This is a genomic window from Flavobacterium sp. B167r (genome assembly GCF_056824315.1).
Window position 1 is genome coordinate 5,204,247 of record NZ_CP124859.1, and the last position, 24,247, is coordinate 5,228,493.

Genomic DNA, 24,247 nt, shown 5'->3' on the forward strand with positions numbered 1-24,247 from the left:
AACATCTAACATTTCACAAAAAAGAAAAACTTAGAATCTCAGAACCTTAGAATCTTAGCATCTAAAAAAATAAAAACCGTCTATCACTAAAAGCGACAGACGGCATCTACAATTAATATATAACCTTGAGGACTACAAAATATAATCTGTATTAATAAAATTTGATTCTTTGCTGTTAAGCAATTCCTGCAGAATCTCATTATTATAATCGATATCTTTTGAAGCTACAAACGTACGGATTGAGAAAGAACGCAAAGCATCTGGAATACTCAAAGTTCCTACAGCAGAATCTTTTCTTCCTGTGAAAGGGAAAGCATCTGGCCCTCTTTGGCAAGAACTGTTGAGGTTTACTCTGCAAACTAAATTTACTAAAGCATCAATTAGCGGCGCTAAAGTTTTGATGTCTTTACCAAAAAGACTCACTTGTTGTCCGTAATTTGATTCTGCCATATCTTTTAAAGGCTCTCTAATATCTTTGAAAGAAAGTACAGGAACTACTGGTCCAAACTGCTCTTCGTGGTAAACGCGCATTTCTTTATTTACTGGATATAAAACAGCAGGAAAAATATAATTATCAGTATGTTTTCCTCCTTTTGAATTAATGATATGTGCACCTTTTGAAGTTGCATCATCAATTAAACCTTGAATATATTTTGGCTTATCTGTTTCAGGAAGCGGTGTTAAGGAAACTCCTTTTTCCCACGGATTTCCAAAAAGCAAACTATCTACTTTTTCAGAAAAACGTTTATTAAATTCTTCTGCAATCGATTCGTGAACATAAAGCACTTTTAAAGCTGTACAACGCTGACCATTAAAAGACAAACTACCTGTAATACATTCTTGAATAGCCAAATCTAAATCGGCATCTGGAAGAATAATCGCTGGGTTTTTAGCTTCTAAACCTAAAATCAAACGCAATCTGTTTTTGTTAGGATGCTGGTCTTGTAAAGCAATCGCCGATTTACTATTTCCAATTAATGCCAAAACATCAATTTTTCCGGATTTCATAATCGGAGAAGCCACTTCGCGTCCTCGACCGTAAACAATGTTGATTACACCTTTTGGAAAACTGCTTCTGAAAGCTTCTAACAATGGCGAAATACATAACACACCGTGTTTAGCAGGTTTGAAAATTACAGTATTTCCCATAATTAAAGCAGGAATCAACAATGAAAAAGTTTCATTCAGAGGATAATTGTAAGGTCCAAGACACAAAACAACTCCAAGAGGCCCGCGGCGAATCATAGCATTTACACCTTGTACTTTTTCAAAGTGCGAACTGCGTCCGTTTAGTTCTTTGTAACTGTCAATAGTATCCTGAATATATTCAACAGTTCTATCAAACTCTTTTTGCGAATCTCCGAGGTTTTTTCCAATTTCCCACATCAAAAGCTTAACTACTTCTTCACGGGTTTCTTTCATTTGCTTGACAAAATTTTCCATGCTTTTAATACGATCGGCAACTTTCATGGTTGGCCATAAACCTTGTCCCATATCGTAAGCATTGGTAGCAGCTTCAACAACTTCTGCTGCTTCTTTTTCTCCCATAAAAGGAATAGATCCTAATAATGTCGGCGTGTATTTTTCTGTTGAAGAAATAGTAGAAAACACAGGTGTGGTTTGCCCTGTCCATTGTTTCAATTCTCCATTTACAAGATAAGTATCTTGATTTATCAAACTCGTAATCTGATATTCTTCTGGTATAAAACTCATAATTTGGTTGTTTAATGGTCTGGTAATTCTATTTTCAAAAGAAAAAAGAGGCTTTATTATGCCTCTTTTTTACTTATGGTTGTACTGTTTCGCCTTCCCAATCTAGGATTCCTCCAAGCAGATTGTAAGCGTTTTCGATACCCAATTCGTTCATGATTTGGCATGCTTTTGCACTTCTAGCACCAGAACGACAGTATACGTAATAGTTTTTATTTTTGTCTAATTCTTCGATTTCATAGATAAATGCCTGCCCTTTATTGATATCAATATTTAGAGCGCTCTCAATATATCCGTCATTAAATTCGTCTTCAGTTCTTACGTCAAGTATAACTGCATTTTCGTCAGCCTCTAATCTAGCAACCCAATCTTCTTGTGATAAATTCATAATAAAATGTGTTTTTGTAAAATTACGACGTTTCTATATAAAAAAAACGTACCAAATGCGATTTCGATTATTATTCTCAGAAAACGTTTTAGAGAAAGTATTATAATCAGTGAATTACAAATTTAGTTACTATTTTTAAAAATTCAGCCTACAAAATCGATAGAAAATAGGATTTTTTCATTTGCATAAAATTACTCTTAAATCTAGTTTTATGATAATGATTCCCAACTCAAACCATTATCTTTGCAAACAATTACATTTTTTAATTCGATTTTCATAAAAATATCCGTCGCGAATTAGACTAAATTTCATGCAATAGTTAGTCCGATTTCATCTAATTCGCAGCAAAAAAAACACAAAATGCAACATTCATTAAAAACAATTTTCCCTAATTTCTCCAGCGAACTTATCGAAACAATTGAAGAAAACGGAAGCCTTCAGAATTTTGAAACCGGAACAATTTTAATGCGTACCGGACAGTATATTAAAAATACTGTTTTGATTATTAAAGGTAAAATCAAAATCTATCGAGAAGGCGAAGATGGCGGAGAGTTTTTAATGTACTATTTGCAACCTGGCCAAGCCTGCGCCATCTCAATGATTTGCACTGCTAAAAGCGAAAAAAGTCAGATTATGGCAAAAGTTGTCGAAGATGTTACCGTCATGATGATTCCGTTGCAATTGATGGACAAATGGATGATGGAACACCGATCTTGGTACGAATTTGTAATTGAAACGTACCGAAGCCGTTTTGAAGAAGTCCTCGAAGTGGTTGATAATATTGCTTTCCGTTCTATGGATGAAAGATTGGAATTTTACCTAAAAAGACATTCTGATGCCTGCGGCTGTTCTGAAGTTAAGTTGTCGCATCAGGAAATTGCAACCGAACTCAATACTTCTAGAGAAGTTGTTTCGAGATTATTAAAAAAAATGGAACAAAGAGGTTTGGTTAAGCTCAACCGAAACCAAATTGAATTATTAAAATAAAGTTTTTGCCACGAATTTCGCGAATTACACTAATTCTCTTTATGTGAAAATAATTTGTGGAAATTTGTGTAATTCGTGGCGAAAAAAACTCTTCTGTGATAAATGTTACTGTAGGTTTCTAATTTCCGAAGCAACTTTGCATCAAAATAAATGCAATGGAATATTTAGGATTTTTTGCCTCAATCGTAATCGGAATTTCGCTTGGCTTAATTGGCGGAGGAGGTTCTATTCTCACTATTCCAATTTTGGTTTATTTATTTAAAGTAAATCCCGATCAGGCAACTTCTTATTCTCTATTTATTGTCGGATTAACTGCTTTATTTGGAAGTTTCAGTCATTATAAAATGGGAAATTTGAAACTGAAATCGGCTCTATATTTTGCTGTTCCTTCCGTTGTTTCGATTTTAATAATTCGTGAAGTTATATTTCCTCAAATTGCGGCGACTTTATTTTCTGTTGCCTCTTATACGGTTTCAAAAGATTTTCTAATTATGATCATCTTTTCTGTTTTGATGATTACAGCGGCAATTTCGATGATTAAAAAAAATCAAACTGAAAAAAAACCAACAGAAACTAATTATTCTCAACTTAGTTTAATTGGCTTTTTAGTCGGAATTGTAACTGGATTTCTTGGCGCTGGCGGCGGATTTTTAATTATTCCTGCGTTGCTTTTTTTCGCTAATCTGCCAATGAAACAAGCCGTTGGAACTTCATTATTAATCATCACTATTAATTCATCTATAGGTTTTGCAGGCGATTTGTACATCGGAACACCAATAAATTATACTTTCCTGTTAAGTGTTTCTGCAATGGCCTTAATCGGAATGTTGATTGGAAGCCAGCTTTCTAAAAAAATTGACGGCACAAAATTAAAACCACTTTTTGGCTGGTTTGTTCTCGTCATGGGATTTTATATTATCACAAAAGAAGTTTTATTTTAAAATATCACTTCAAAGAATTTAATTTTAGTTTCACTTGTAGAGTAATCTTTGTCAAAGCTTTTACACTTTGACAAAGATGAAACTAAAACTTCTAAATTTCCCCAAATTTATCTTTATACCGTTCTAGTTCTATTTCAGTTCTATTCAGCAGTTTTTCTAACAATTGAATTTTATCTTCATAAAGTTCCTTTAAAACCGAAGTGTTATCAGCGTTAATCAAAATACTTCCGTTATTATTCCCTGTGATTTTATTGAAACTACTGAAGTATTTATCGTAATCAAAGCTAATTATATCTTCTACGCTGACATCCAAAATTTTTCCTATTTCAACTAGTTTTTCGTAACTTAAAGAAGTTTTTCCTTTTTCAATTTTACTGTAACCAGCTTGAGTCACGCCTAATCTTTCTGCCATGTATTCTTGAGTATAATTTTTTAACTCTCTTATATTTTTGATTTTGTTTTTAATTGTTGTGGCCATATTGTTTCTGATTTTTAGTCATGTATAGTCAAAACAGCCAACCGTTATAATTTAACGGCACGACTATACTATTATTTATTGTTGGAAAATATAAAGCTACTTCATAATTAAGTACTTATGTCGTAGAATTACGTTAATTTTTTCTTTGCGTAATGATAAAATAACCGTACATCAAAGCTGCCATTATGAAAATACAATCATAACAGGAAATGTCTAATAGGGGCATCTTTGATTTTTTTACGCAGTTCTTTTTACACTTCTTTCAAACTGAAGATCTAAATAACAATCGATCTGTTTGCCGATCAATACGCGATCTTTTGAGGCAATTTTAGTTCTTATCTCGTTCTTGTAAACATCTTTCACAAAAACAAAATAAACAAACTCGGGCTTGTTCCCGAATCGAGTAGTGACAATAAACGTATAACACAAAATCGCAGGGATAATGTAATACAAATCCATTAAATCGGAAAATAGCATACAATAATACGCTGCGGCGGTTACGGCTATAAAAGCAGCGTTTTCAAGAAAATATTTTTTCTTTTTTTTAAGCAATTTCAGTTCTTTAATTTCATCAAACTGATACTGCCAATTCTTAGATTTGTAATGAAATCTAACTTTGTCGGAAAAAATTGTTAATGGCATAATAATTTAGTAGGTAAAAATAGATTTAAGCTTCTAGTGAAAAATCAATTTCTAAAAATCATTGGGGGAAAAGATTCTTAGATACGCAATATTAAGCATTAACAGTTTTTTTTTCTTACAATCGGCATTATAGAATATAACTATCGGTTGTAATTAAATCTTTCGTAAAAGTTATCCTATATATTATCGATAAAAAATATTAGCAAATAAAAAGAATGATTTGGGCGTTGCCTACGGCCGGGCTATCCGCTAAATTCCCAATTAACAAAAACTACGGCTAAAAAGCCTTGTTTTTCTAAATCGGGAGATACCGCTCCTATCCCTAACGCAGACTCAGGTAAGCAGAAGTTTTCGTTATTACAAATTCATTAGGTAAAAATTAATAGTGAGATTGCAAAGAATAATTTTTTCAATTGCCTCCAGCTTTAGCTGGAGGTAAAAAAAAATACATGCAAAAAAAGGCTTTAGCCAGAATCGAAAAGTTTGGCTAAAGCCTAATTCATATCCAAACAAAAAAACCTCCAGTTAAAACTGGAGATCCTTTATATAAATTTGTGCAATTTGTGGCTATCAAAAAATCAATGTTCTCCATACCCAATATCATCCATTTTCCCACTGAAAACGCGATATTGAATAATAAAATAAACAATCACCAGAAACAAAGCCACAAAAAACCAGCTCAGACCAGCATTCAATCCGTATTCATGAGCCACAGTATTATAAATCGTTAAAGACGGATTTACTTTATTCGTTGAAGGCAAAACATTTGGGAAAATTGAAACTGCTGTAGAAGCAAATCCTCCCAATAAAAATAAGGTTGAAAAAACAAATCCGTGACCGTCTTTTTTGAAGGAACGAACTTTGAATAATCCTGCAATTCCAACAAAAGTCATTAAAGGAAAAAACCAAAGAATCGGATTTTCAATGAAATTATGAAATGGTTTTGGCTCGATAAAATGCCAAATTCCCAAAGAAATAAAAACCAAAATCAGCAAAACAAAATTCAGTTTGAAAATTACATTTTTCAATTTCGGATTTAGCGCCGAATTTGTTTTATAAATAATCCAGTTCGCACCATGAATTGTCAAAGCGACAACACTTACAATTCCGAGGAAAAGTGTAAACCAGTCGATAATTCCCAACTCATTCGCCTGCGGACTAAAAGTTGGATTCCACAAAGGCAAAAAGAAATAATGCGCTTCTTGCGTAGAAACTCCGTTTTGAACCATTCCGAGATTTACACCACGAACAATATTTCCTAAAGCAATTCCAAAAAACAAAGCCAAGAGCAAACTTGCAATTCCGAAAGCTTTATCCCAAACGGCTTCCCACATGTGATTATGAATCTGCCCACGCATTTCGAGTCCAATTGCTCGAAAAATCAAAAGCCATAAAATCATAATCAATGGCAGATAAAATCCGCTGAAAGACGAAGCGTATAAAGTCGGAAAAGCAAAAAACAAAACTCCTCCTGCTGCAATTAGCCAAACTTCATTGGCATCCCAAAACGGACCAATTGAATTGGTGATTGCTTTTTTATCTTTTTCTGTATCGGCAAAAAATAAATGAATAATTCCTGCACCAAAATCATAGCCATCTAAAACCAGATAAACAGCCAGAATTCCCATTAAAACTATATACCAAAAAAATTCCATACTTATATTTTTTCTGTTGAAAGTTCCACATGATGAGGTCCTTTATTGATAATTTTTCCAATCAAAAGCAAAAATAACATTCCAAGTAAAAGGTATAAACCTATAAAACCAAGCAATGTAAATAACGTATTTCCTGAAGAAACGGTTGGCGAAGCACCAGCAGCTGTTCGCATTAAATTGTAAACCAACCACGGCTGTCTTCCTAACTCGGCGGTGTACCAACCTGTTGTGTTGGCGATATACGGAAACGGCATCATGAACATTAAAGACCATAAAAGCCATTTGGTTTCAAACAATTTTCCTCTGATTAATTGAAAAAGAGAAAGCACCATTAATCCAATAAAAACAGTTCCTAATCCGACCATAATATGATACGCATAATACAATCCAGAAATATTAGTCGGATGCAAATCTTCTTCAAACTGATCTAAACCTTTAATTTCCTGATCCCAATTTCCATAAGTCAGGAAACTTAAAATATTAGGAACGGCGATTTTATTATCCAGTTTTTTGTCTTTTACATCGGGCTGACCAATTAAAACAATTTCAGAACCTTTTTTCTCGGTATGAAAAATTCCTTCCATCGCAGCAAAAGTTACAGGTTGATATTTCACAACATTTTTAGCCAATAAATCTCCCGTAGGAACAGCAACAATAACACTTGAAATCAATCCGAAGATTACTCCCGTTTTCAAGAACAATTTCCCGAAAGAAACATTCTTTTTACTTAAAATATAAAAAGCTCCAATTCCGGCAACAACAAAAGAACTAGTTACCATAGAAGCGGCTTGATTGTGCAAATAAGACGGCCAAAGCCACGGATTCAAGAATAAAGCTTGAAAATTATTCAGAACAAATTTTCCGTTTTCCAAGATTTCATAACCAACAGGATTTTGCATCCAAGAATGTGTGGCGATGATTAAAAATCCGCTGGCCCAAGAACCAATCATAATTAATAATCCAGTTACAAAATGCCATTTATGTCCGAGAAGTTTTTCTCCAAACAAAAATATTCCCAAGAATGAAGATTCAAGAAAGAAGGAAAACATTCCTTCCATGGCAAGGGTTTGACCGATAATTCCTCCTGTTAATTCGGAGAATTTTGCCCAATTGGTTCCAAACTGAAACTCCATCGGAATTCCGGTTACAACGCCCATTGCAAAATTGAGGGCGAAGATTTTCATCCAGAAATGGGTGGCGTGATTGTATTGTTCGTCTTTAGTTTTTAAATATTTCCACTTGAAGTAAACAATGATGAGCGAAAGACCCATTGTAAGTTGTGGAAAAAGATAATGAAAAGTAATCGTGAAGGCAAATTGCATTCGATCATAAAAGAGCATTTCTTCCATAATGGTAATTTGTTTATGAAGTTCCACAAATTTAACCATTAGAACCCGAATTGCCTCTTAAAACATAAGTTTCTTTTTAAAATTTTAAACCATATAAGTTATATAAGTTCTTTCTTCCTGCAAGGCTTCCAAAACCTTGTAGGTCTGTTTTAAAATTTAATACCTACAAGGTTTTGGAAACCTTGCAGGAGCAAATCTGGTGAGATTTTGAATGACAACAAATTATATTTACTTTTATAACTTATATGGTTTAAAACTACTTCTCCAAAATCCCTTTTTCTACACTTTCGTTAATCAAACCTTCAGCGTAATTCCAAATCGATTTTGAGCCTTCTTTTATGACGCTTTTCTTTTCGTAAACTTTATCATATTTCACTCCAAATTCTTTCCAAGTTCCACCGTTGTTAGAAGTGTTTTGCAATAATGGCTCAAGTCTGTCCATTGATTTTGCAAATTTGGCTTCGTTGGTTTCTCCAGATTCAAATTCTTCCCAAATTGAAATGAATTCTTCCGCTTGATTTTTAGGCAATAAACCAAAGATTCTATTGGCAGCTAAACGTTCTTCATCTGTATTTGAATGATTTTTTACAGTATCATAAATAAAGACATCTCCTGCATCAATTTCTACGATATCGTGTATTAAAACCATTTTTACAACTTTCAAAACATCAATCGGCTCATTGGAATGTTCAGCCAAAACAATTGCCATTAAAGCCAAATGCCAACTGTGTTCTGCGTCGTTTTCGCAGCGGTCACTGTTGAATAATTTTGTTTTTCGCTGAATGTATTTTACTTTATCAATTTCTTTTATAAAAGCAATTTGATCCAATAATAGTTGTGTGTTCATGATAGTCCTTTTTGGAAAAATGTAAAATTACAAAGTTTTTTTTCCACCATATAAGTGATATAAGTAATTATAAGTTGGAATTTGTATCTCGTTTAAAATTACAAGGAAATATAAGGTAGACCTGGAACTAAAATGATCTTATATTACTTATATGGTAAAATCAACAAACGTTTTTCGAAAAAACCGAATTTCTGTAACATTAGTCACCTAATTTTTTAAAAAACTAAGTTACCTTTGTATCCCATCATTTTACAATACCTATCATGAAAATAGAACAAATCTACACCGGATGCCTTGCGCAAGGTGCATATTATATCACTTCAAATGGCGAAGCGGCCATTATCGATCCGCTTAGAGAAATTCAGCCTTATCTGGATCGTTTAGAACGTGATGGAGTTAAGCTGAAATATATTTTTGAAACGCATTTCCACGCTGATTTCGTTTCTGGACACGTTGATTTAAGCAAAGAAACTGGAGCGCCAATTGTTTACGGACCAAATGCCACTTGTGAATTTGATTGCATTTCTGCGAAAGACCAACAAGAATTCAAAATCGGAAAAGTAACGATTAAAGTTTTGCACACTCCAGGACATACAATGGAAAGTTCCACTTTTTTATTGATTGACGAAAACGGAAAAGATCATGCAATTTTCTCTGGAGACACTTTATTCATTGGCGATGTTGGACGTCCTGATTTAGCTCAAAAAGCAGCTGGAATGACTCAAGATCAATTGGCTGGAATTTTATTTCATTCATTAAGAGATAAAATTATGACTTTGGCTGATGATGTAATTGTTTATCCTGCGCACGGTGCGGGAAGCGCTTGCGGAAAAAACATGAGCAAAGAAACCGTTTCAACAATCGGAAATCAAAAAGCTACGAACTATGCTTTGCGTGCAAATATGACCGAAGAAGAATTCATCAAAGAAGTAACTGACGGATTATTACCTCCTCCAGCCTATTTCAGCATGAACGTTGCCATGAACAAACAAGGTTACGAAAGCTTTGAAACTGTTTTACACAACGGAATGAAAGCTATAAACGTAAAAGAATTTGAAGTCGTGACAGAAGAAACTGGCGCTTTAATTTTGGATACGAGAAGCGCTGCCGATTTCAGCAAAGGATTTATTCCACAATCTATCAATATCGGAATCAATGGAGATTTTGCTCCTTGGGTTGGAACTTTAATTGCCGATGTAAAACAGCCAATTATTCTGGTTACTGCAGCTGGTATGGAAGAAGAAACTGTTACGCGTTTAAGCCGTGTTGGTTTTGATACTATCATCGGACATTTAGAAGGCGGTTTTGAAGCTTGGCAAAATGCAGGTTTTGAAATTGACACCGTAAACCGAATTACAGCAGAACAATTTGCAAATAAATTTAAATTTGGTGAAGATAAAGTTGTAGATATTCGCAAAGAAACAGAATACGCAGCAGAACATATTGATGACGCTTACAGCAAACCTTTGGCTTATATAAATGATTGGGTGAAAGATATTAACCCAAACGAACATTTCTTTTTGCATTGCGCTGGAGGTTACAGAAGTATGATTGCTGCTTCTATCCTTCAAGCAAGAGGTTTCAGAAATTTTTCTGAAGTGGAAGGCGGTTTTGGAGCGATTTCAAAAACCAATATTCCAAAATCAGATTTTGTTTGTCAAAGTAAAGTATTAAAATAATTTAAAGATGCTAAGCTACTAAGATTCTAAGGTTCTAAGATTTTGACCTTAGCAACTTAGAATCTTAGCCACTTAGAACCTTAAAAAATTATGCTAGAAATCATTAAAGAACCATGGCCTTGGTACATTGCAGGTCCGTTAATTGGATTAACTGTTCCAATTTTATTAATTATCGGAAATAAATCATTTGGGATTAGTTCTTCTCTTCGTCATATTTGTGCGGCTTGTATTCCTGCGAATATTTCATTTTTTAAATACGATTGGAAAAAAGAAAGCTGGAATTTATTCTTTGTTTTTGGAATATTTTTAGGCGGTTTTATCGCTGCTTCTTTCTTATCAAATCCGAATCCGGTGGAAATTGCTCCTGAATTATCAGAGAAATTAGCGACTTATGGAATAACAGATCATAGTGGTTTAGTTCCGACTCAATTATTTTCTTGGGAAAGTTTATTAACGCTTCGCGGATTTATTATGATTGTTGTGGGCGGATTTTTAGTTGGTTTCGGAACTCGTTACACTGGCGGTTGCACAAGCGGACACGCGATTATGGGATTATCAAATTTACAATGGCCTTCATTGGTTGCTACAATCTGTTTTATGATTGGCGGTTTTATAATGGCACTTTTGATTTTACCTTATATTCTTTCACTTTAAAATTTCGAAAATGAGTTTAGAAAATAAAAATATCGACGGCGAAGGAATCAACGCAAGCGTAAAAAAAGAAAATGCATTTGCAAATCTTAAATATTTAGTTGTTGGAATCTTCTTCGGAATTGTATTCGTAAAAGCAGAAATCATCAGCTGGTTCCGTATTCAAGAAATGTTCAATCTTGAATCGTTTCACATGTATGGCGTAATTGGATGCGCTGTTGTTACTGGATTAATATCAGTTCAATTGATTAAAAAATTCAACATCAAAACTCTTGATGGCGAAAAAATCGAAATTCAGCCAAAGACTTTCAACAAAGGACAAATCTACGGCGGATTGTTATTCGGTTTTGGGTGGGCGATAACTGGTGCTTGTCCTGGTCCTCTTTTCGCTCAAATTGGTACGGGAGCAACTGTAATTGTTATTACTTTAGTAAGTGCAATTGCCGGAACTTGGTTTTATGGCTTGATAAAAGATAAATTGCCGCATTAAAATAATTTGTTTCAAGTTTTATTTGTTTCAAGTTTCAAGTTTGAAAACACGATAGTAAACCCGACATGTTTTAAAAACCTGTCGGGTTTGTTTTTTTTAAGTTACGAACTGAAACTTGAAACCTGAAACTTGAAACAAAAAACAACCTGATTTTTTTCTTCATCAATTATTAATTTCATTTCGTTAAGTTTGCTTCAAACAACATTTTCCCAAAAACAAACATAAAAGCCAAAACATGAATCGTTCCGAACAATTATTCAAACTACAAAATACCGAAAAATGGGATGTGATAATTATTGGCGGCGGAGCAAGCGGTCTCGGAACAGCTGTTGATGCTGCAAGCCGAGGTTATAAAACAATCTTATTTGAGGCTGTCGATTTTGCAAAAGGAACTTCAAGCAGAAGCACAAAATTGGTTCACGGCGGAGTACGTTATTTAGAACAAGGAAATGTGCATTTAGTTAGAGAAGCTTTAAAAGAAAGAGGATTATTAGCTCAAAATGCAAATCATTTAGTCAAAAATCAATCTTTTATTATTCCAAACTACAATTGGTTTAGCAGTTTTATTTACACTATCGGATTAAAGATTTACGATCTATTATCGGGTTGTCTGAGCTTAGGAAGTTCTAAATATCTTTCGAAAAAGAAAACGGTTGAATTGCTTCCAAACGTAGAAGAAAACGGTTTGGTAAACGGCGTTATTTATCACGACGGACAATTTGATGATTCACGCTTGGCAATAAATCTTGCCCAAACCGCTGTAGAAAATGGAGCTTGTCTTTTGAATTATATAAAAGTGGTCAATTTATTAAAAGACGACAAAAAACAAATTATTGGTGTTGAAGTTCAGGATCAAGAAAGCGGAATTAAATATGATGTTAAAGGTTCTGCTGTAATTAATGCGACAGGAGTTTTCACAAATGCGATCATGAAATTGAATGATAACGTTTATAAAAAATACATTGTTCCGAGTCAGGGAATTCATTTGGTGTTTGATAAATCTTTTCTTCCTGGTGAAAATGCTTTGATGATTCCTAAAACAAAAGACGGAAGAGTTTTATTTGCCGTTCCGTGGCATAATCATATTGTAGTAGGAACGACTGATACTTTAATTAAAAAACAAAGCTTAGAACCCATTGCATTAGAAAGCGAAATTCAATTTGTTTTGGAAACTGCACAGCGTTTTTTAGGAAAAAAACCAACAAGAGCCGATGTACTTTCTGTTTTTGCAGGATTGCGTCCGTTGGCAGCGCCGAAAGAAGAAGGTAAAAGCACTAAAGAAGTTTCAAGAAGTCATAAAATTATAGTTTCAGAAACTGGTCTAATTACTATTACTGGCGGAAAATGGACAACGTACCGAAAAATTGCTGAAGACATTATAGACAAAGCAATCAAAACTGGAAAATTACCTAATAAAGCATGCACTACAGAGCATCTTTCCATTCATGGAAACCAACCAACGAATGCTGCAAACAGAGAAAATCACCTTTATATATATGGTTCTGATATTTCGAAAATAATTGAACTGCAAGAAAACGAACCCGAATTAAAAGAAAAACTGCATCCAAATCACGAATTTACGATGGCAGAAGTCGTTTGGGCTATCCGTTATGAAATGGCAAGAACAGTTGATGATGTTTTGGCAAGACGAGTTCGCTTATTATTCTTAGATGCGAGAGCTGCCATTGAAGTTTCTGAGAAAATTTCTAGAGTAATTGCTAAAGAATTAGGACACGATGAAGCTTGGATAAACACCGAAATTGCAGATTTCAGGCAAATAGCAAACGGTTTTCTTCTATCAGAATTTCAATAAATTATAAATTCAGCTGATTTTGAGGAACTTTCGGTTTAAAATCATCTTACAAAAAGTCATTCGGCAAATAATCCAAATCAAAATTACTTCTTGATTTTAAAAAATTATTAATTCACAACATATCAACACTTTATATTAAAAAATTACTTTAATTTTAGGATCTAAAAACTAATTTTTTAGTTCTTTCAAAAATGCATTTATTCGCATTAACAAAAAATTAACACTACATTTGTATATACAACTATTAAAAGTTCTACATTTGTATATACAAATTATACACTTACGACTATGACAATTGAAGAGGTTATTAAGAGTACGGTTAAGATGGATAATGCGAAAAAAGTTATTCTGAATATCATGTACACGCAAAATGTGATTCAGGATCATTTCAACGAGTTGATCAAACCGTATGATTTATCTGGAGAACAGTATAATGTGTTACGTATATTAAGAGGACAAAAAGGAAAACCTGCTAATATGTGCGTGATACAAGAGCGAATGCTTGCAAAAACAAGCAACACAACACGTTTGGTGGACAAATTATTATTAAAGGATTTTGTGACAAGAAACGTCTGCCCCGATAATCGAAGAAAAATTGAAGTTTCGATTACAGAAAAAGGATTAGATGTTCTGAAAGAATTAGATCCGAAAGTAGATGAGCATGAGCAAACATTTGCGAATAATTTAAAACCAGAAGAATTAGTTTTCTTAAACCAATTATTAGAAAAATATAGAACCAACAAATAAAATAATAAAAACTATGAGCAATTTCTTAGAAAATCAAAATTGGAGATACGCAACTAAACAATACGATGCTTCAAAAAAGATATCAGATGCTGATTTAAATACATTAAAAGAAGCGGTTAGATTAAGTGCTTCTTCATACGGATTACAACCTTATAAAGTTGTTATTGTTGAAAATCCAGAATTAAGAGAACAATTAAAAGGAGCAGCTTGGGGGCAAACTCAAATTACAGATGCTTCTCACCTATTCATTTTTGCAAATGATTTAAGTCTTGACGGAGGTTCTGTTGACAAATACATTAACAACATTAGCGAAGTAAGAGGTGTTCCTACTGAAGCTTTAGGAGGATTTAGCGACATGATGAAAGGTGTTGTTTCAAATTTATCTGAAGATGCAAAACACATCTGGACTGCAAAACAAACTTATTTAGCTTTAGGAAATTTATTAAATGCAGCTGCTGAATTAAAAATTGATGCTACTCCAATGGAAGGTTTCAACGCAGCTTCTTTCAACGAAATTTTAGGTTTTGACAAATTAGGTTTAAATGCTTCTGTAATTGCAACTGTAGGTTACAGACATGATGACGACAAATCTCAACACCAGAAAAAAGTTAGAAAATCACACGAAGAATTATTTATCACTCTATAATTATTTATTAATCAAATTCAAATTTTAATTTTAAAACACATGAAAAATTTAAAAACTATTGCAATAGCATTATTCGTAGCTGCAGCTGGAATTTCAGTAAACGCTCAAACTAAAAAAATCGACGTAAAAGCATCTACTATTAAATGGGTAGGTAAAAAAGTAACTGGAGAGCACTCTGGAACTGTAAACTTCAAAGAAGGTGCTGTAGTTTTCAAAGGAAAAAAATTAACTGGAGGAAGCTTTACAGTTGATATGACTTCATTAACTTCTACAGATTTAACTGGAGAATACCAAGGAAAATTAAACGGTCACTTAAAAGCTGACGATTTCTTCGGAACTGACAAATTCCCAACTGCAAAATTAGTTTTCAAAACTATCGGTGCAAAATCTGCTGACGTTTACACTGTAACTGCAGACTTAACTATCAAAGGAATTACTAAACCAGTAACTTTTGATATTACTGTAGCTGGAAACACTGCTACAACTGCTTTCAAAGTTGACAGAACTAAATACGATATTAAATACGGTTCAGGTAGCTTCTTCGACGGTTTAGGAGATAAAACTATCAACGACGAATTTGAATTAGCTGTAGCTTTAAAATTCTAATATTTTAAGCTTAATAATTCAAAAATATTATAACCCCAGCAGTTCATACTGTTGGGGTTTATTTTTTCCTATCCTTTTCATATCCTTAACGTTCTTAATAGTAAAATAACACTTTCGTAATAAGTATCAGAGCTTTGATTAACATACGGCTTCTAATTTTGGGACAATTAAAAAATCACAAACTAGAAATTAAAATTATAGTTATGAAAACAAAATTACGTGTTGCATGTATAATCTTCGTTACCAGCTTTTTCGCACAAGCTCAACAACAACCAAAAGGAATCATTGGCACTTCAAACTGGATGAACAACTGGACGAGCTTTAAACCTGCAGGCAATGACTATGGAGAAGCAACCAATATAATTGCCGGAACAATCGATAAAGATACGCGATTAACAAAACGTAATGTTTATCATTTAGTTGGTGTTGTGTATGTTACAAATAATGCAACGCTAACGATCGAGCCTGGAACAGTTATTCGAGGCGATGATAAAACTTGTGGAACTCTTGTTATTACTAATGGTTCAAAAATTGTTGCAGAAGGGTTAGAAACCGATCCAATTATTTTTACATCGGAAAATGAAATAAACAACAGAAAACCAGGCGACTGGGGTGGAATTATTATTTTAGGAAAAGCTCCAATAAACTCTCTAGGAGGCATTCACACTTTACCTTTCGATTTAGATGCAAACTTAAATCATTACGGAGGTCAAGATCCAGAAGATAATTCAGGCGTTTTAAAATATGTAAGAATCGAATATGCTGGAAGAAAATTAAGTGCTTCTAAAGAACTAAATGGTCTTTCTCTTGCCGGTGTTGGAAGAAAAACGGTTGTTAGCCATGTTCAAATTAGTTTTTCAAATGATGATTCTTTCGAATGCTACGGCGGAGATCTGAATTTAAGTAATTTAATTTCATTCAGAACTACAGATGATGATTTTGATTTTACACAAGGTGCTCAAATTAATATTAGCAATAGTATCGCAATTCGTCATCCATTTTCTTCAGATATTTCAGGATCAAGATGTTTTGAGGTTGATTCTTACGAGAAAGTTTCTAATACAGACATGACTAAAAAAATGACCAAAATAAATGCAAACAACATTACTTTGGTTAATCTAGAGGAAAACAATCAAGGTTTGGTTAGAGAATCTGCTTACATCAAAGAAAACACCTTTTTCAACTTAACAAATAGTGTAGTTTCTGGATTTGCTCCATTTGTTTTATTGGAAGGAAGTATCGGAAATGGTGATGCCAATTTATCAAAAATCACTTTAAAAAATGTTGTGGCGAACAATTGTACAGGTACAATCGAAAGCGAATCTGCAAGTAATAATCCTGGTATAAAAAACTATTATGGCAACCCAGGTTACGGAATAGAATACACTAAAATGAAACTTGTCGAATTATTTGCATTACCAAATATCAAAGGAAATCCAGATTTCAGATTAAATGTAAATAACTCGGTAGCAAGTGGAAATTAAGGAATTATAAAGGGACGGAGAATTAAAATTTAACAAATTTCAAGATTTAGAAAAGTTTTTTTTGAAAATTTATGTATTCTAATTCAAATTACATTTATATATTTGTCACAACAAAATAAGTTATGAAAACAACAATGAACAATATTTGGTGGTGGAACAATTTACGTCAGACGTCGTGAACGAAGCTTCCTATGGTATTGTAAAAACTATATAAATTTAAAGGGCTTGTCATCACGACAAGCCCTTTTTTTTTGATCCAATTGAAAACAAATTAACGAACAACATAAAACTATATATTTTGAAACCTTTTATTCTTAATACACATTACAAACAAATTCTGGCAGATACCGTAACGCCAGTAAGCATTTATTTCAAAATCAGAGATAAATTCCCAAATAGTTTATTGCTAGAAAGTAGTGATTATCACGGAAATGACAATAGTTTCTCTTACATCTGCTGCAATCCGATTGCTACAATCAAAATTGAAAACGAAGTTATTTCTAAAACTTTTCCTGACGGAACTTCAGAGAAAATCGCAATTGATGCATCGACAAATATTCCGCAGGTAATTCAGGAATTTTCAGGTCAATTTAAATCAGAAAAAAATGATTTTAAATTCATTAACAACGGTTTATTCGGATACATTTCTTACGATGCTGTTCGTTATTTTGAAAAAGTTTCGATTGCTAAAAAAGACAATGCGACTTCTATTCCAGATGTTTTATATGCAGTTTATCAAAACATTATTGCCATCAATCACTTCAAAAACGAAGCCTATATTTTCTGCCATAGCGTTGACAATAAAAACAATATTTCGGAAATCGAGCAATTACTGCAATCTAGAAATATTGCTTCATACAAATTTTCTAAAGAAGGCGAAGGTTTCTCAAACTTAACAGATGAAGAATTTAAAGCAAATGTGGCTTTGGCCAAAAAACACTGCTACCGCGGAGACGTTTTCCAATTGGTTCTTTCTCGCCGATTTACTCAAGGTTTCAAAGGAGACGAATTCAATGTTTACAGAGCTTTAAGAAGCATCAATCCTTCTCCATATTTATTCTTTTTTGATTACGGGGATTTCAAAATATTCGGTTCTTCGCCAGAAGCGCAAATTATCGTAAAAGATAGAAAAGCCGAAATTCACCCAATTGCGGGAACTTTCAAAAGAACTGGAAATGATGAACGCGATGCGCTTTTAGCAAAAGAACTTTCGGAAGACAAAAAAGAAAATAGCGAACATGTAATGTTAGTTGACTTGGCAAGAAATGATTTAAGTAGAAACGGACACGACGTAAATGTTGAAAAATACAGAGAAGTTCAGTTTTTCTCTCACGTAATTCACTTGGTATCAAAAGTTACGGGACATTTACACGAAAAAGCAACTACAATGCAAGTTGTTGCAGATACTTTCCCAGCAGGAACTTTGAGCGGTGCGCCAAAACACAGAGCGATGCAATTAATTGAAGACTGCGAAAAAACAAATCGTAATTTTTATGGAGGCGCAATCGGAGTTATGGATTTTGACGGAAACTTTAATCACGCGATTATGATTCGAACTTTCCTTTCTAAAAATCACCAATTGCATTGTCAAGCAGGAGCCGGAATTGTAGCAAGTTCTGACGAAGAAAGCGAAATGCAGGAAGTTTACAATAAGTTAAGAGCACTAAACACAGCGTTAGAAATGGCAGAGAAAATTTAGTAGGCAGTCGCAGTTTTCAGTCGCAGAACTTGAAACTTGAAACCTTAAACAATTAACCACAAACTAAATAAAAACCATAAACTATGAAAAAAGCATTATCCTTTTTAGTTTTAATCATTGCGATGACATCTTGTAATTCAGAGAAAAATCAGAATTCGATTGAAGGAACCTGGCGTCTTATATCAGCTGAAACTACCGAGAAAGATTCGACTTTTTCGACTTTCAATTCAAAAACAAAAATGATTAAAATTATAAACGATACACACTTTGCTTTTTTTAATCATGATTTAAAAAATGGCAAAGATTCAACATCAGCATTGTTCTTTGGCGGAGGCGGAAAATATACTTTGAAAGACAGTATTTACACAGAAAATTTAGAGTTCTTCAATAACCGCGATTGGGAAAACAACAAATTTGAATTTGTAGTGAAAGTTCAAAACGACACTTTAATTCAAAAGGGAGTAGAAAAAATAGAAAAATTAGGAATAGATCGAATTATTATAGAAAAATACGTTCGAGAAAAATAAATAAAAATTAGGTGTCAAGTCACAGTCGCAGTTTTCAGTCACAGTATGAAAACTTAGAATCTTAGAAACTTAGCATCTTAGAAACTTAAAAAAATGAAAAAGATTTTAGTTATAGACAATTACGATAGTTTCACTTACAATTTAGTGCACTATTTAGAAGATTTAAACTGCGAAGTTACCGTTTATAGAAATGACGAATTTGATATAGATGAAATTGCATCATTCGAGAAAATATTACTTTCTCCAGGACCTGGAATTCCAGACGAAGCAGGTTTATTAAAAGCAGTAATCGAAAAATACAGTCCAACGAAAAGTATTCTTGGAGTTTGTTTAGGACAGCAAGCAATCGGAGAAGTTTTTGGAGGAACGCTTTCAAACCTTGACAAAGTATATCACGGAGTCGCAACAAACGTAAAAACAGTAGTTTCAGACGAAATTTTGTTTGAAGGTTTAGGAAACGAATTTGAAGTAGGAAGATACCATTCTTGGGTTGTTGACGCAAATTTACCAGACGTTTTAGAAGCAACTTCAGTAGATGAAAATGGTCAGATTATGTCTTTAAGACATAAAAACTATGACGTAAGAGGTGTTCAATTTCATCCAGAGAGCGTTTTAACACCGAATGGGAAAAGGATTTTAGAGAATTGGATAAAAAGCTAGTATTCAGTCTCTGTTTACAGTCACAGTAAAAAAAACTTAGAATCTTAGTATCTCAGAACCTTAGCAACTTAAAAAAAATGAAAACTATATTAAACAAATTAATCAACCACGAAGTGCTTACGAAAGAAGAGGCAAAAAACGTCTTGATTAATATTTCAAGCGGTCAATATAATCCAAGTCAGATTTCAGCATTTTTGACTGTTTTTATGATGCGAAGCATTACAATTGATGAGCTTTCTGGCTTTCGCGAAGCATTATTAGATCTTTGCATTCGCGTTGATTTGTCAGCTTACAATACAATCGATTTGTGCGGAACGGGCGGTGACGGAAAAGACACTTTCAATATTTCGACTTTGGCTTCTTTTGTCTCGGCTGGAGCTGGAATAAAAGTTGCAAAACATGGAAATTACGGCGTTTCTTCTATTTCTGGATCAAGCAACGTAATGGAAAAAATGGGAATTAAATTCAGCAACGATGCTTCATTTTTAGAAAAATGTATTGATCAAGCTGGAATCTGTGTGCTGCACGCTCCCCTATTTCACCCAGCAATGAAAAATGTTGGACCAATTAGAAAAGAATTGGCGGTAAAAACCTTCTTTAATATGTTGGGACCAATGGTAAATCCGGCATTTCCACAAAATCAGTTGGTTGGAGTTTTCAACTTAGAATTGGCGAGAATGTATGCGTATTTATACCAAAATACAGATACCAATTTCACAATCCTACATTCGCTTGACGGATATGATGAAATTTCGTTGACTGGCCCAACCAAAACAATTTCCAATCATATGGAAGGAATGCTAAATCCAGAAGATTTTGGCGTTCGTCTTTTATCTCAAACAGAAATCGAAGGTGGAAAAACTATTGAAGAATCTGCTGAAATTTTCACTAATATCATTTCTGGAAAAGGAAATGATGCACAAAATAATGTCGTTTGTGCCAATGCCGCAATGGCAATTTCAACCGTTACAAAATGTTCTCCAAAAGAAGGTTTTGAACTCGCAAAAGAAAGTTTATTATCTGGAAAAGGATTGAAAGCATTACAGAAATTACAAGAATTAAGTAAATAATTTTTTAGTTTCAAGTTTCAAGTTTCAAGTTATTGGAACATGAAACCTGAAACTTGAAACAAATAAAGACAATGAACATTTTAGATAAAATAATAATAGACAAAAAAAGAGAAGTGATTCTGAAGAAATCGATTATTCCAGTTTCTCAGTTGGAAGCTTCTGTCTTTTTTGGAAAACAGACGATTTCTCTTAGTCAGAAATTAAGAGAAAGTAATTCTGGGATTATTGCAGAACACAAACGCCGTTCTCCCTCAAAATCAATCATCAACAATAATTTTACGGTTGAAGAAGTGGTAAAGGGTTACGAAAATGCTGGTGCATGCGGAATTTCAGTTTTAACAGACGGAAAATATTTCGGCGGATCTTTAGACGATTTGCTTTTAGCAAGAGCTTCAGTAAATATTCCGCTTTTGCGAAAAGAATTTATTGTAGACGAATATCAAATATTAGAAGCAAAAGCCCACGGAGCCGATTTGATTCTATTAATCGCTGCAGTTTTAACACGCGAAGAAATTAAATCTTTATCTGAATTTGCTAAAAGTTTAAATTTAGAAGTTCTTTTGGAAGTTCATAATCAGGAAGAACTGGAAAAATCAATTATGCCAACTTTGGATATGATTGGCGTAAACAACAGAAATTTAAAAACATTCGAAGTAAGTTTGGATTTCAGTAAAGAATTGGCATCTCAAATTCCGAATGATTTTGTAAAAGTTTCAGAAAGCGGAATTTCATCAATTGAAGCCATTCAAGAACTAAAACCTTACGGTTACAAAGGTTTCTTAATTGGAGAAAACTTCATGAAAACCGACAACGCAGGTCAAGCAGCTATTGACTTTATAAGTCAGCTATAAGCAATAAGCTTTAGGCTGTAAGCTTTAAAAAAAAACAGCAAAATACACACAGTAAAAAAAGCTTAAAGCTTATTGCTTAAAGCATAAAGCATCAAAAAAATGAAACTCAAAATATGCGGCATGAAATATCCAGAAAATATCCTCGAAGTAGGCGCGCTCCTACCCGATTATATGGGATTTATTTTCTGGGAAAAGTCCGCTAGATATTGCAACGGGAATGTTCCCGAATTGATAAAAACCATTAAAAAAGTAGGCGTTTTTGTCAATCAAAGTCAAGAAGAAATTCTAGAAAAAGTCGAAAAATACAATTTACAAGCCGTTCAATTGCACGGAGAAGAATCGGTTGAATTTTGTTCGGATTTAAAAGGAAAACTTCCAAAGAAAATCGAAATTATCAAAGTCTTTTCGGCTGATGAAAATTTTGATTTTGAAGTCATAAAACCTTTCGAAAATGTCTGCGATTATTTTCTGTTTGACACAAAAGGAAAACTTCCAGGTGGAAACGGAACCACTTTCGACTGGACTATATTAAAAAAATACAATTCGAAAAAACCTTTCTTTTTAAGCGGTGGCATCGGAATGAACGAATTAAAAGCCATTGAAGAAATTTCAAAAACCAAATTACCTATTTATGCTATCGATGTAAATAGTAAATTTGAAATCGAACCAGGGCTGAAAAATAAAAATCTATTAAGCAATTTCAAACGAAAATTTGATGTTGCCAACTTTTAAAATTTAAATAAAATGAGTTTTAACGTTAACGAAAAAGGATATTACGGAGAATTTGGAGGAGCTTTTATTCCAGAAATGTTATATCCAAATGTAGAAGAATTACGTCAGAAATATTTAAGCATAATGGATGAACCTGATTTTAAAGCAGAGTTCAACCAATTGCTGAAAGATTATGTCGGCCGCCCTAGCCCATTGTATTTTGCAAAACGTTTATCTGAAAAATACAATACCAAAGTTTATCTGAAAAGAGAAGACCTAAACCATACCGGAGCACACAAAGTAAACAATACTATCGGGCAAATCTTGCTTGCAAAACGTTTAGGCAAAAAAAGAATTATTGCCGAAACTGGAGCGGGACAACATGGTGTAGCAACGGCGACAGTTTGTGCTTTAATGGGAATTGAGTGCATTGTTTACATGGGCGAAATCGACATTGCACGTCAGGCGCCAAACGTAGCTCGTATGAAAATGTTAGGAGCAGAAGTTCGTCCAGCGCTTTCGGGTTCGAGAACTTTAAAAGATGCTACAAACGAAGCAATTCGCGATTGGATCAATAATCCGGTTGATACACATTACATTATTGGTTCTGCAATTGGACCGCATCCTTATCCAGATATGGTAACTCGTTTTCAAAGTATTATTTCTGAGGAAATCAAATGGCAATTAAAAGAAAAAGAAGGCCGTGAAAATCCCGATTATGTTGTAGCTTGCATTGGTGGAGGAAGTAATGCTGCTGGAACTTATTATCACTTTTTACATGAACCAGAAGTTGGCATTATTGCAGTTGAAGCAGCTGGAAAAGGTGTTGATAGCGGACACAGTGCCGCAACTAGTAAATTAGGAAAAGTTGGTGTTATCCATGGATGTAAAACGCTTTTAATGCAAACTCCAGACGGACAAATTACAGAACCTTATTCTATTTCTGCCGGTTTAGATTACCCAGGAGTTGGACCTTTACACGCACATTTAGCACAAACAGGAAGAGGAGAATTTTTCTCGGTTACTGATGATGACGCCATGAATGCCGGCCTTCAATTGACAAAATTGGAAGGAATTATTCCTGCAATAGAAAGTGCACACGCTTTTGCGGTTTTAGATCAAAAGAAATTTAAACCAACAGATATTGTTGTAATTAGTCTTTCTGGGCGTGGCGATAAAGATTTAGATAATTATATTGAATACTTTAAATTGTAATAAAAATCGTAATTTTGTCAGTAAAATCTCGATAGCAGTCGGGAGTCTTTACGCTAACAAATAAAGAGAAATCATAATTATGGAACTATTATTCTCATACGGAACATTAAGATCGAAACAAGTTCAAATGCAGATTTTTAATAAAGTTTTAAGCGGTAGTCCAGATCAAATACTGGGATTCAAGCTTAAAAGTTTACAAATTGAAGAAGAATTTGGAATGGCAGACTATGTTGTGGCTGTGCCAAGTGAAAGTTTGGAAGACATTATACACGGTGTCGTTTTTGAAGTTTCTAATCCAGAATTGTTAAAAGTAGATCAATTCGAATCTAATTCGTACAAAAGAGTTCAAGTCAAACTTCAATCAGGAAGAGTGGCTTGGGTTTATACAGAAAATAAATAAT

Annotated in this window: 25 protein-coding genes; 18 read left to right on the top strand and 7 right to left on the bottom strand. The window is 33.7% G+C overall.

The genetic code is table 11. The features are described from left to right. Positions 1–132: 132 nt before the first annotated feature. Positions 133–1,713, bottom strand: a complete 1,581-nt coding sequence (locus QLQ96_RS22645; RefSeq protein WP_482493378.1) for an NADP-dependent glyceraldehyde-3-phosphate dehydrogenase — start codon at positions 1,711–1,713, stop codon at positions 133–135. A 73-nt stretch (positions 1,714–1,786) separates the two neighbouring features. Continuing rightward, a complete protein-coding gene (locus QLQ96_RS22650) occupies positions 1,787–2,098 on the bottom strand; it encodes a rhodanese-like domain-containing protein (protein WP_482493379.1) in 312 nt (103 codons plus the stop codon). Positions 2,099–2,458: 360 nt separating this feature from the next. On the opposite strand from QLQ96_RS22650, the gene QLQ96_RS22655 reads away from it, so the two are divergent. Continuing rightward, complete coding sequence (locus QLQ96_RS22655; RefSeq protein WP_482493380.1) at positions 2,459–3,085, top strand: Crp/Fnr family transcriptional regulator; 627 nt, start codon at positions 2,459–2,461, stop codon at positions 3,083–3,085. A gap of 155 nt (positions 3,086–3,240) precedes the next feature. Then, a complete protein-coding gene (locus QLQ96_RS22660; RefSeq protein ID WP_482493381.1) occupies positions 3,241–4,026 on the top strand; it encodes a sulfite exporter TauE/SafE family protein in 786 nt (261 codons plus the stop codon). Positions 4,027–4,117: 91 nt separating this feature from the next. On the opposite strand, the gene QLQ96_RS22665 is transcribed toward QLQ96_RS22660, so the two are convergent. The 5 genes from QLQ96_RS22665 to QLQ96_RS22685 form a co-directional block, all read right to left on the bottom strand. Next, on the bottom strand, positions 4,118–4,504 hold the full coding sequence (locus tag QLQ96_RS22665; protein WP_482493382.1) for a helix-turn-helix transcriptional regulator: 387 nt from the start codon (positions 4,502–4,504) through the stop codon (positions 4,118–4,120). Between the two features lie 237 nt (positions 4,505–4,741). Continuing rightward, positions 4,742–5,146, bottom strand: coding sequence for a hypothetical protein (locus QLQ96_RS22670; RefSeq protein ID WP_482493383.1), 405 nt, complete (start codon positions 5,144–5,146; stop codon positions 4,742–4,744). Positions 5,147–5,724: 578 nt separating this feature from the next. Beyond that, the gene (gene cydB, locus QLQ96_RS22675; RefSeq protein WP_482493384.1) at positions 5,725–6,801 is read right to left on the bottom strand and encodes a cytochrome d ubiquinol oxidase subunit II; all 1,077 of its coding nucleotides are present in this window, start codon (positions 6,799–6,801) and stop codon (positions 5,725–5,727) included. A 2-nt stretch (positions 6,802–6,803) separates the two neighbouring features. Further along, on the bottom strand, positions 6,804–8,150 hold the full coding sequence (locus QLQ96_RS22680; RefSeq protein ID WP_482496999.1) for a cytochrome ubiquinol oxidase subunit I: 1,347 nt from the start codon (positions 8,148–8,150) through the stop codon (positions 6,804–6,806). 256 nt (positions 8,151–8,406) lie between these two features. Next, the gene (locus QLQ96_RS22685) at positions 8,407–8,997 is read right to left on the bottom strand and encodes an HD domain-containing protein (protein WP_482493385.1); all 591 of its coding nucleotides are present in this window, start codon (positions 8,995–8,997) and stop codon (positions 8,407–8,409) included. A gap of 263 nt (positions 8,998–9,260) precedes the next feature. Between QLQ96_RS22685 and QLQ96_RS22690 the strand changes: the two genes are divergently transcribed. The 16 genes from QLQ96_RS22690 (at position 9,261) to QLQ96_RS22765 (ending at position 24,246) form a co-directional block, all read left to right on the top strand. Further along, positions 9,261–10,676, top strand: coding sequence for an MBL fold metallo-hydrolase (locus tag QLQ96_RS22690; RefSeq protein WP_482493386.1), 1,416 nt, complete (start codon positions 9,261–9,263; stop codon positions 10,674–10,676). A gap of 90 nt (positions 10,677–10,766) precedes the next feature. Continuing rightward, on the top strand, positions 10,767–11,330 hold the full coding sequence (locus tag QLQ96_RS22695; protein ID WP_482493387.1) for a YeeE/YedE family protein: 564 nt from the start codon (positions 10,767–10,769) through the stop codon (positions 11,328–11,330). Positions 11,331–11,340: 10 nt separating this feature from the next. Then, on the top strand, positions 11,341–11,817 hold the full coding sequence (locus tag QLQ96_RS22700; RefSeq protein WP_482493388.1) for a DUF6691 family protein: 477 nt from the start codon (positions 11,341–11,343) through the stop codon (positions 11,815–11,817). Positions 11,818–12,052: 235 nt separating this feature from the next. Continuing rightward, positions 12,053–13,630, top strand: a complete 1,578-nt coding sequence (locus QLQ96_RS22705; protein ID WP_482493389.1) for a glycerol-3-phosphate dehydrogenase/oxidase — start codon at positions 12,053–12,055, stop codon at positions 13,628–13,630. A gap of 288 nt (positions 13,631–13,918) precedes the next feature. Continuing rightward, positions 13,919–14,377, top strand: coding sequence for a MarR family winged helix-turn-helix transcriptional regulator (locus QLQ96_RS22710; protein WP_111288898.1), 459 nt, complete (start codon positions 13,919–13,921; stop codon positions 14,375–14,377). Positions 14,378–14,390: 13 nt separating this feature from the next. Next, positions 14,391–15,023: an NAD(P)H-dependent oxidoreductase gene (locus QLQ96_RS22715; RefSeq protein ID WP_482493390.1), complete on the top strand. Its 633-nt coding sequence runs from the start codon at positions 14,391–14,393 to the stop codon at positions 15,021–15,023. Between the two features lie 39 nt (positions 15,024–15,062). Next, the gene (locus QLQ96_RS22720) at positions 15,063–15,629 is read left to right on the top strand and encodes a YceI family protein (RefSeq protein ID WP_482493391.1); all 567 of its coding nucleotides are present in this window, start codon (positions 15,063–15,065) and stop codon (positions 15,627–15,629) included. Positions 15,630–15,832: 203 nt separating this feature from the next. After that, on the top strand, positions 15,833–17,113 hold the full coding sequence (locus tag QLQ96_RS22725; RefSeq protein WP_482493392.1) for a hypothetical protein: 1,281 nt from the start codon (positions 15,833–15,835) through the stop codon (positions 17,111–17,113). A gap of 298 nt (positions 17,114–17,411) precedes the next feature. Then, complete coding sequence (locus tag QLQ96_RS22730; protein WP_482493393.1) at positions 17,412–18,812, top strand: anthranilate synthase component I family protein; 1,401 nt, start codon at positions 17,412–17,414, stop codon at positions 18,810–18,812. A gap of 83 nt (positions 18,813–18,895) precedes the next feature. After that, positions 18,896–19,339, top strand: coding sequence for a hypothetical protein (locus tag QLQ96_RS22735; RefSeq protein WP_482493394.1), 444 nt, complete (start codon positions 18,896–18,898; stop codon positions 19,337–19,339). A 93-nt stretch (positions 19,340–19,432) separates the two neighbouring features. Further along, on the top strand, positions 19,433–19,999 hold the full coding sequence (locus QLQ96_RS22740; protein ID WP_482493395.1) for an anthranilate synthase component II: 567 nt from the start codon (positions 19,433–19,435) through the stop codon (positions 19,997–19,999). 77 nt (positions 20,000–20,076) lie between these two features. After that, positions 20,077–21,069, top strand: coding sequence for an anthranilate phosphoribosyltransferase (gene trpD / locus QLQ96_RS22745; RefSeq protein WP_482493396.1), 993 nt, complete (start codon positions 20,077–20,079; stop codon positions 21,067–21,069). Between the two features lie 71 nt (positions 21,070–21,140). Beyond that, on the top strand, positions 21,141–21,920 hold the full coding sequence (gene trpC, locus QLQ96_RS22750) for an indole-3-glycerol phosphate synthase TrpC (protein ID WP_482493397.1): 780 nt from the start codon (positions 21,141–21,143) through the stop codon (positions 21,918–21,920). A gap of 99 nt (positions 21,921–22,019) precedes the next feature. Further along, the gene (locus QLQ96_RS22755; RefSeq protein ID WP_482493398.1) at positions 22,020–22,652 is read left to right on the top strand and encodes a phosphoribosylanthranilate isomerase; all 633 of its coding nucleotides are present in this window, start codon (positions 22,020–22,022) and stop codon (positions 22,650–22,652) included. 12 nt (positions 22,653–22,664) lie between these two features. After that, positions 22,665–23,846, top strand: coding sequence for a tryptophan synthase subunit beta (gene trpB, locus QLQ96_RS22760; RefSeq protein WP_482493399.1), 1,182 nt, complete (start codon positions 22,665–22,667; stop codon positions 23,844–23,846). Positions 23,847–23,925: 79 nt separating this feature from the next. After that, the gene (locus tag QLQ96_RS22765) at positions 23,926–24,246 is read left to right on the top strand and encodes a gamma-glutamylcyclotransferase family protein (protein ID WP_482493400.1); all 321 of its coding nucleotides are present in this window, start codon (positions 23,926–23,928) and stop codon (positions 24,244–24,246) included. The last annotated feature ends 1 nt before the right edge of the window (position 24,247 follow it).

Bases quoted from the DNA above. Each gene is read 5' to 3' on its own strand.
- QLQ96_RS22670 (WP_482493383.1), bottom strand. From the start codon at position 5,146: ATGCCATTAACAATTTTTTCCGACAAAGTTAGATTTCATTACAAATCT.
- trpC (WP_482493397.1), top strand. From the start codon at position 21,141: ATGAACATTTTAGATAAAATAATAATAGACAAAAAAAGAGAAGTGATT.
- QLQ96_RS22655 (WP_482493380.1), top strand. From the start codon at position 2,459: ATGCAACATTCATTAAAAACAATTTTCCCTAATTTCTCCAGCGAACTT.
- QLQ96_RS22740 (WP_482493395.1), top strand. From the start codon at position 19,433: ATGAAAAAGATTTTAGTTATAGACAATTACGATAGTTTCACTTACAAT.
- QLQ96_RS22650 (WP_482493379.1), bottom strand. From the start codon at position 2,098: ATGAATTTATCACAAGAAGATTGGGTTGCTAGATTAGAGGCTGACGAA.
- QLQ96_RS22720 (WP_482493391.1), top strand. From the start codon at position 15,063: ATGAAAAATTTAAAAACTATTGCAATAGCATTATTCGTAGCTGCAGCT.
- QLQ96_RS22710 (WP_111288898.1), top strand. From the start codon at position 13,919: ATGACAATTGAAGAGGTTATTAAGAGTACGGTTAAGATGGATAATGCG.
- QLQ96_RS22685 (WP_482493385.1), bottom strand. From the start codon at position 8,997: ATGAACACACAACTATTATTGGATCAAATTGCTTTTATAAAAGAAATT.
- QLQ96_RS22735 (WP_482493394.1), top strand. From the start codon at position 18,896: ATGAAAAAAGCATTATCCTTTTTAGTTTTAATCATTGCGATGACATCT.
- trpD (WP_482493396.1), top strand. From the start codon at position 20,077: ATGAAAACTATATTAAACAAATTAATCAACCACGAAGTGCTTACGAAA.
- QLQ96_RS22695 (WP_482493387.1), top strand. From the start codon at position 10,767: ATGCTAGAAATCATTAAAGAACCATGGCCTTGGTACATTGCAGGTCCG.
- QLQ96_RS22725 (WP_482493392.1), top strand. From the start codon at position 15,833: ATGAAAACAAAATTACGTGTTGCATGTATAATCTTCGTTACCAGCTTT.
- QLQ96_RS22645 (WP_482493378.1), bottom strand. From the start codon at position 1,713: ATGAGTTTTATACCAGAAGAATATCAGATTACGAGTTTGATAAATCAA.
- QLQ96_RS22715 (WP_482493390.1), top strand. From the start codon at position 14,391: ATGAGCAATTTCTTAGAAAATCAAAATTGGAGATACGCAACTAAACAA.
- QLQ96_RS22690 (WP_482493386.1), top strand. From the start codon at position 9,261: ATGAAAATAGAACAAATCTACACCGGATGCCTTGCGCAAGGTGCATAT.
- QLQ96_RS22660 (WP_482493381.1), top strand. From the start codon at position 3,241: ATGGAATATTTAGGATTTTTTGCCTCAATCGTAATCGGAATTTCGCTT.
- QLQ96_RS22755 (WP_482493398.1), top strand. From the start codon at position 22,020: ATGAAACTCAAAATATGCGGCATGAAATATCCAGAAAATATCCTCGAA.
- QLQ96_RS22680 (WP_482496999.1), bottom strand. From the start codon at position 8,150: ATGGAAGAAATGCTCTTTTATGATCGAATGCAATTTGCCTTCACGATT.
- trpB (WP_482493399.1), top strand. From the start codon at position 22,665: ATGAGTTTTAACGTTAACGAAAAAGGATATTACGGAGAATTTGGAGGA.
- QLQ96_RS22665 (WP_482493382.1), bottom strand. From the start codon at position 4,504: ATGGCCACAACAATTAAAAACAAAATCAAAAATATAAGAGAGTTAAAA.
- QLQ96_RS22765 (WP_482493400.1), top strand. From the start codon at position 23,926: ATGGAACTATTATTCTCATACGGAACATTAAGATCGAAACAAGTTCAA.
- QLQ96_RS22705 (WP_482493389.1), top strand. From the start codon at position 12,053: ATGAATCGTTCCGAACAATTATTCAAACTACAAAATACCGAAAAATGG.
- QLQ96_RS22700 (WP_482493388.1), top strand. From the start codon at position 11,341: ATGAGTTTAGAAAATAAAAATATCGACGGCGAAGGAATCAACGCAAGC.
- cydB (WP_482493384.1), bottom strand. From the start codon at position 6,801: ATGGAATTTTTTTGGTATATAGTTTTAATGGGAATTCTGGCTGTTTAT.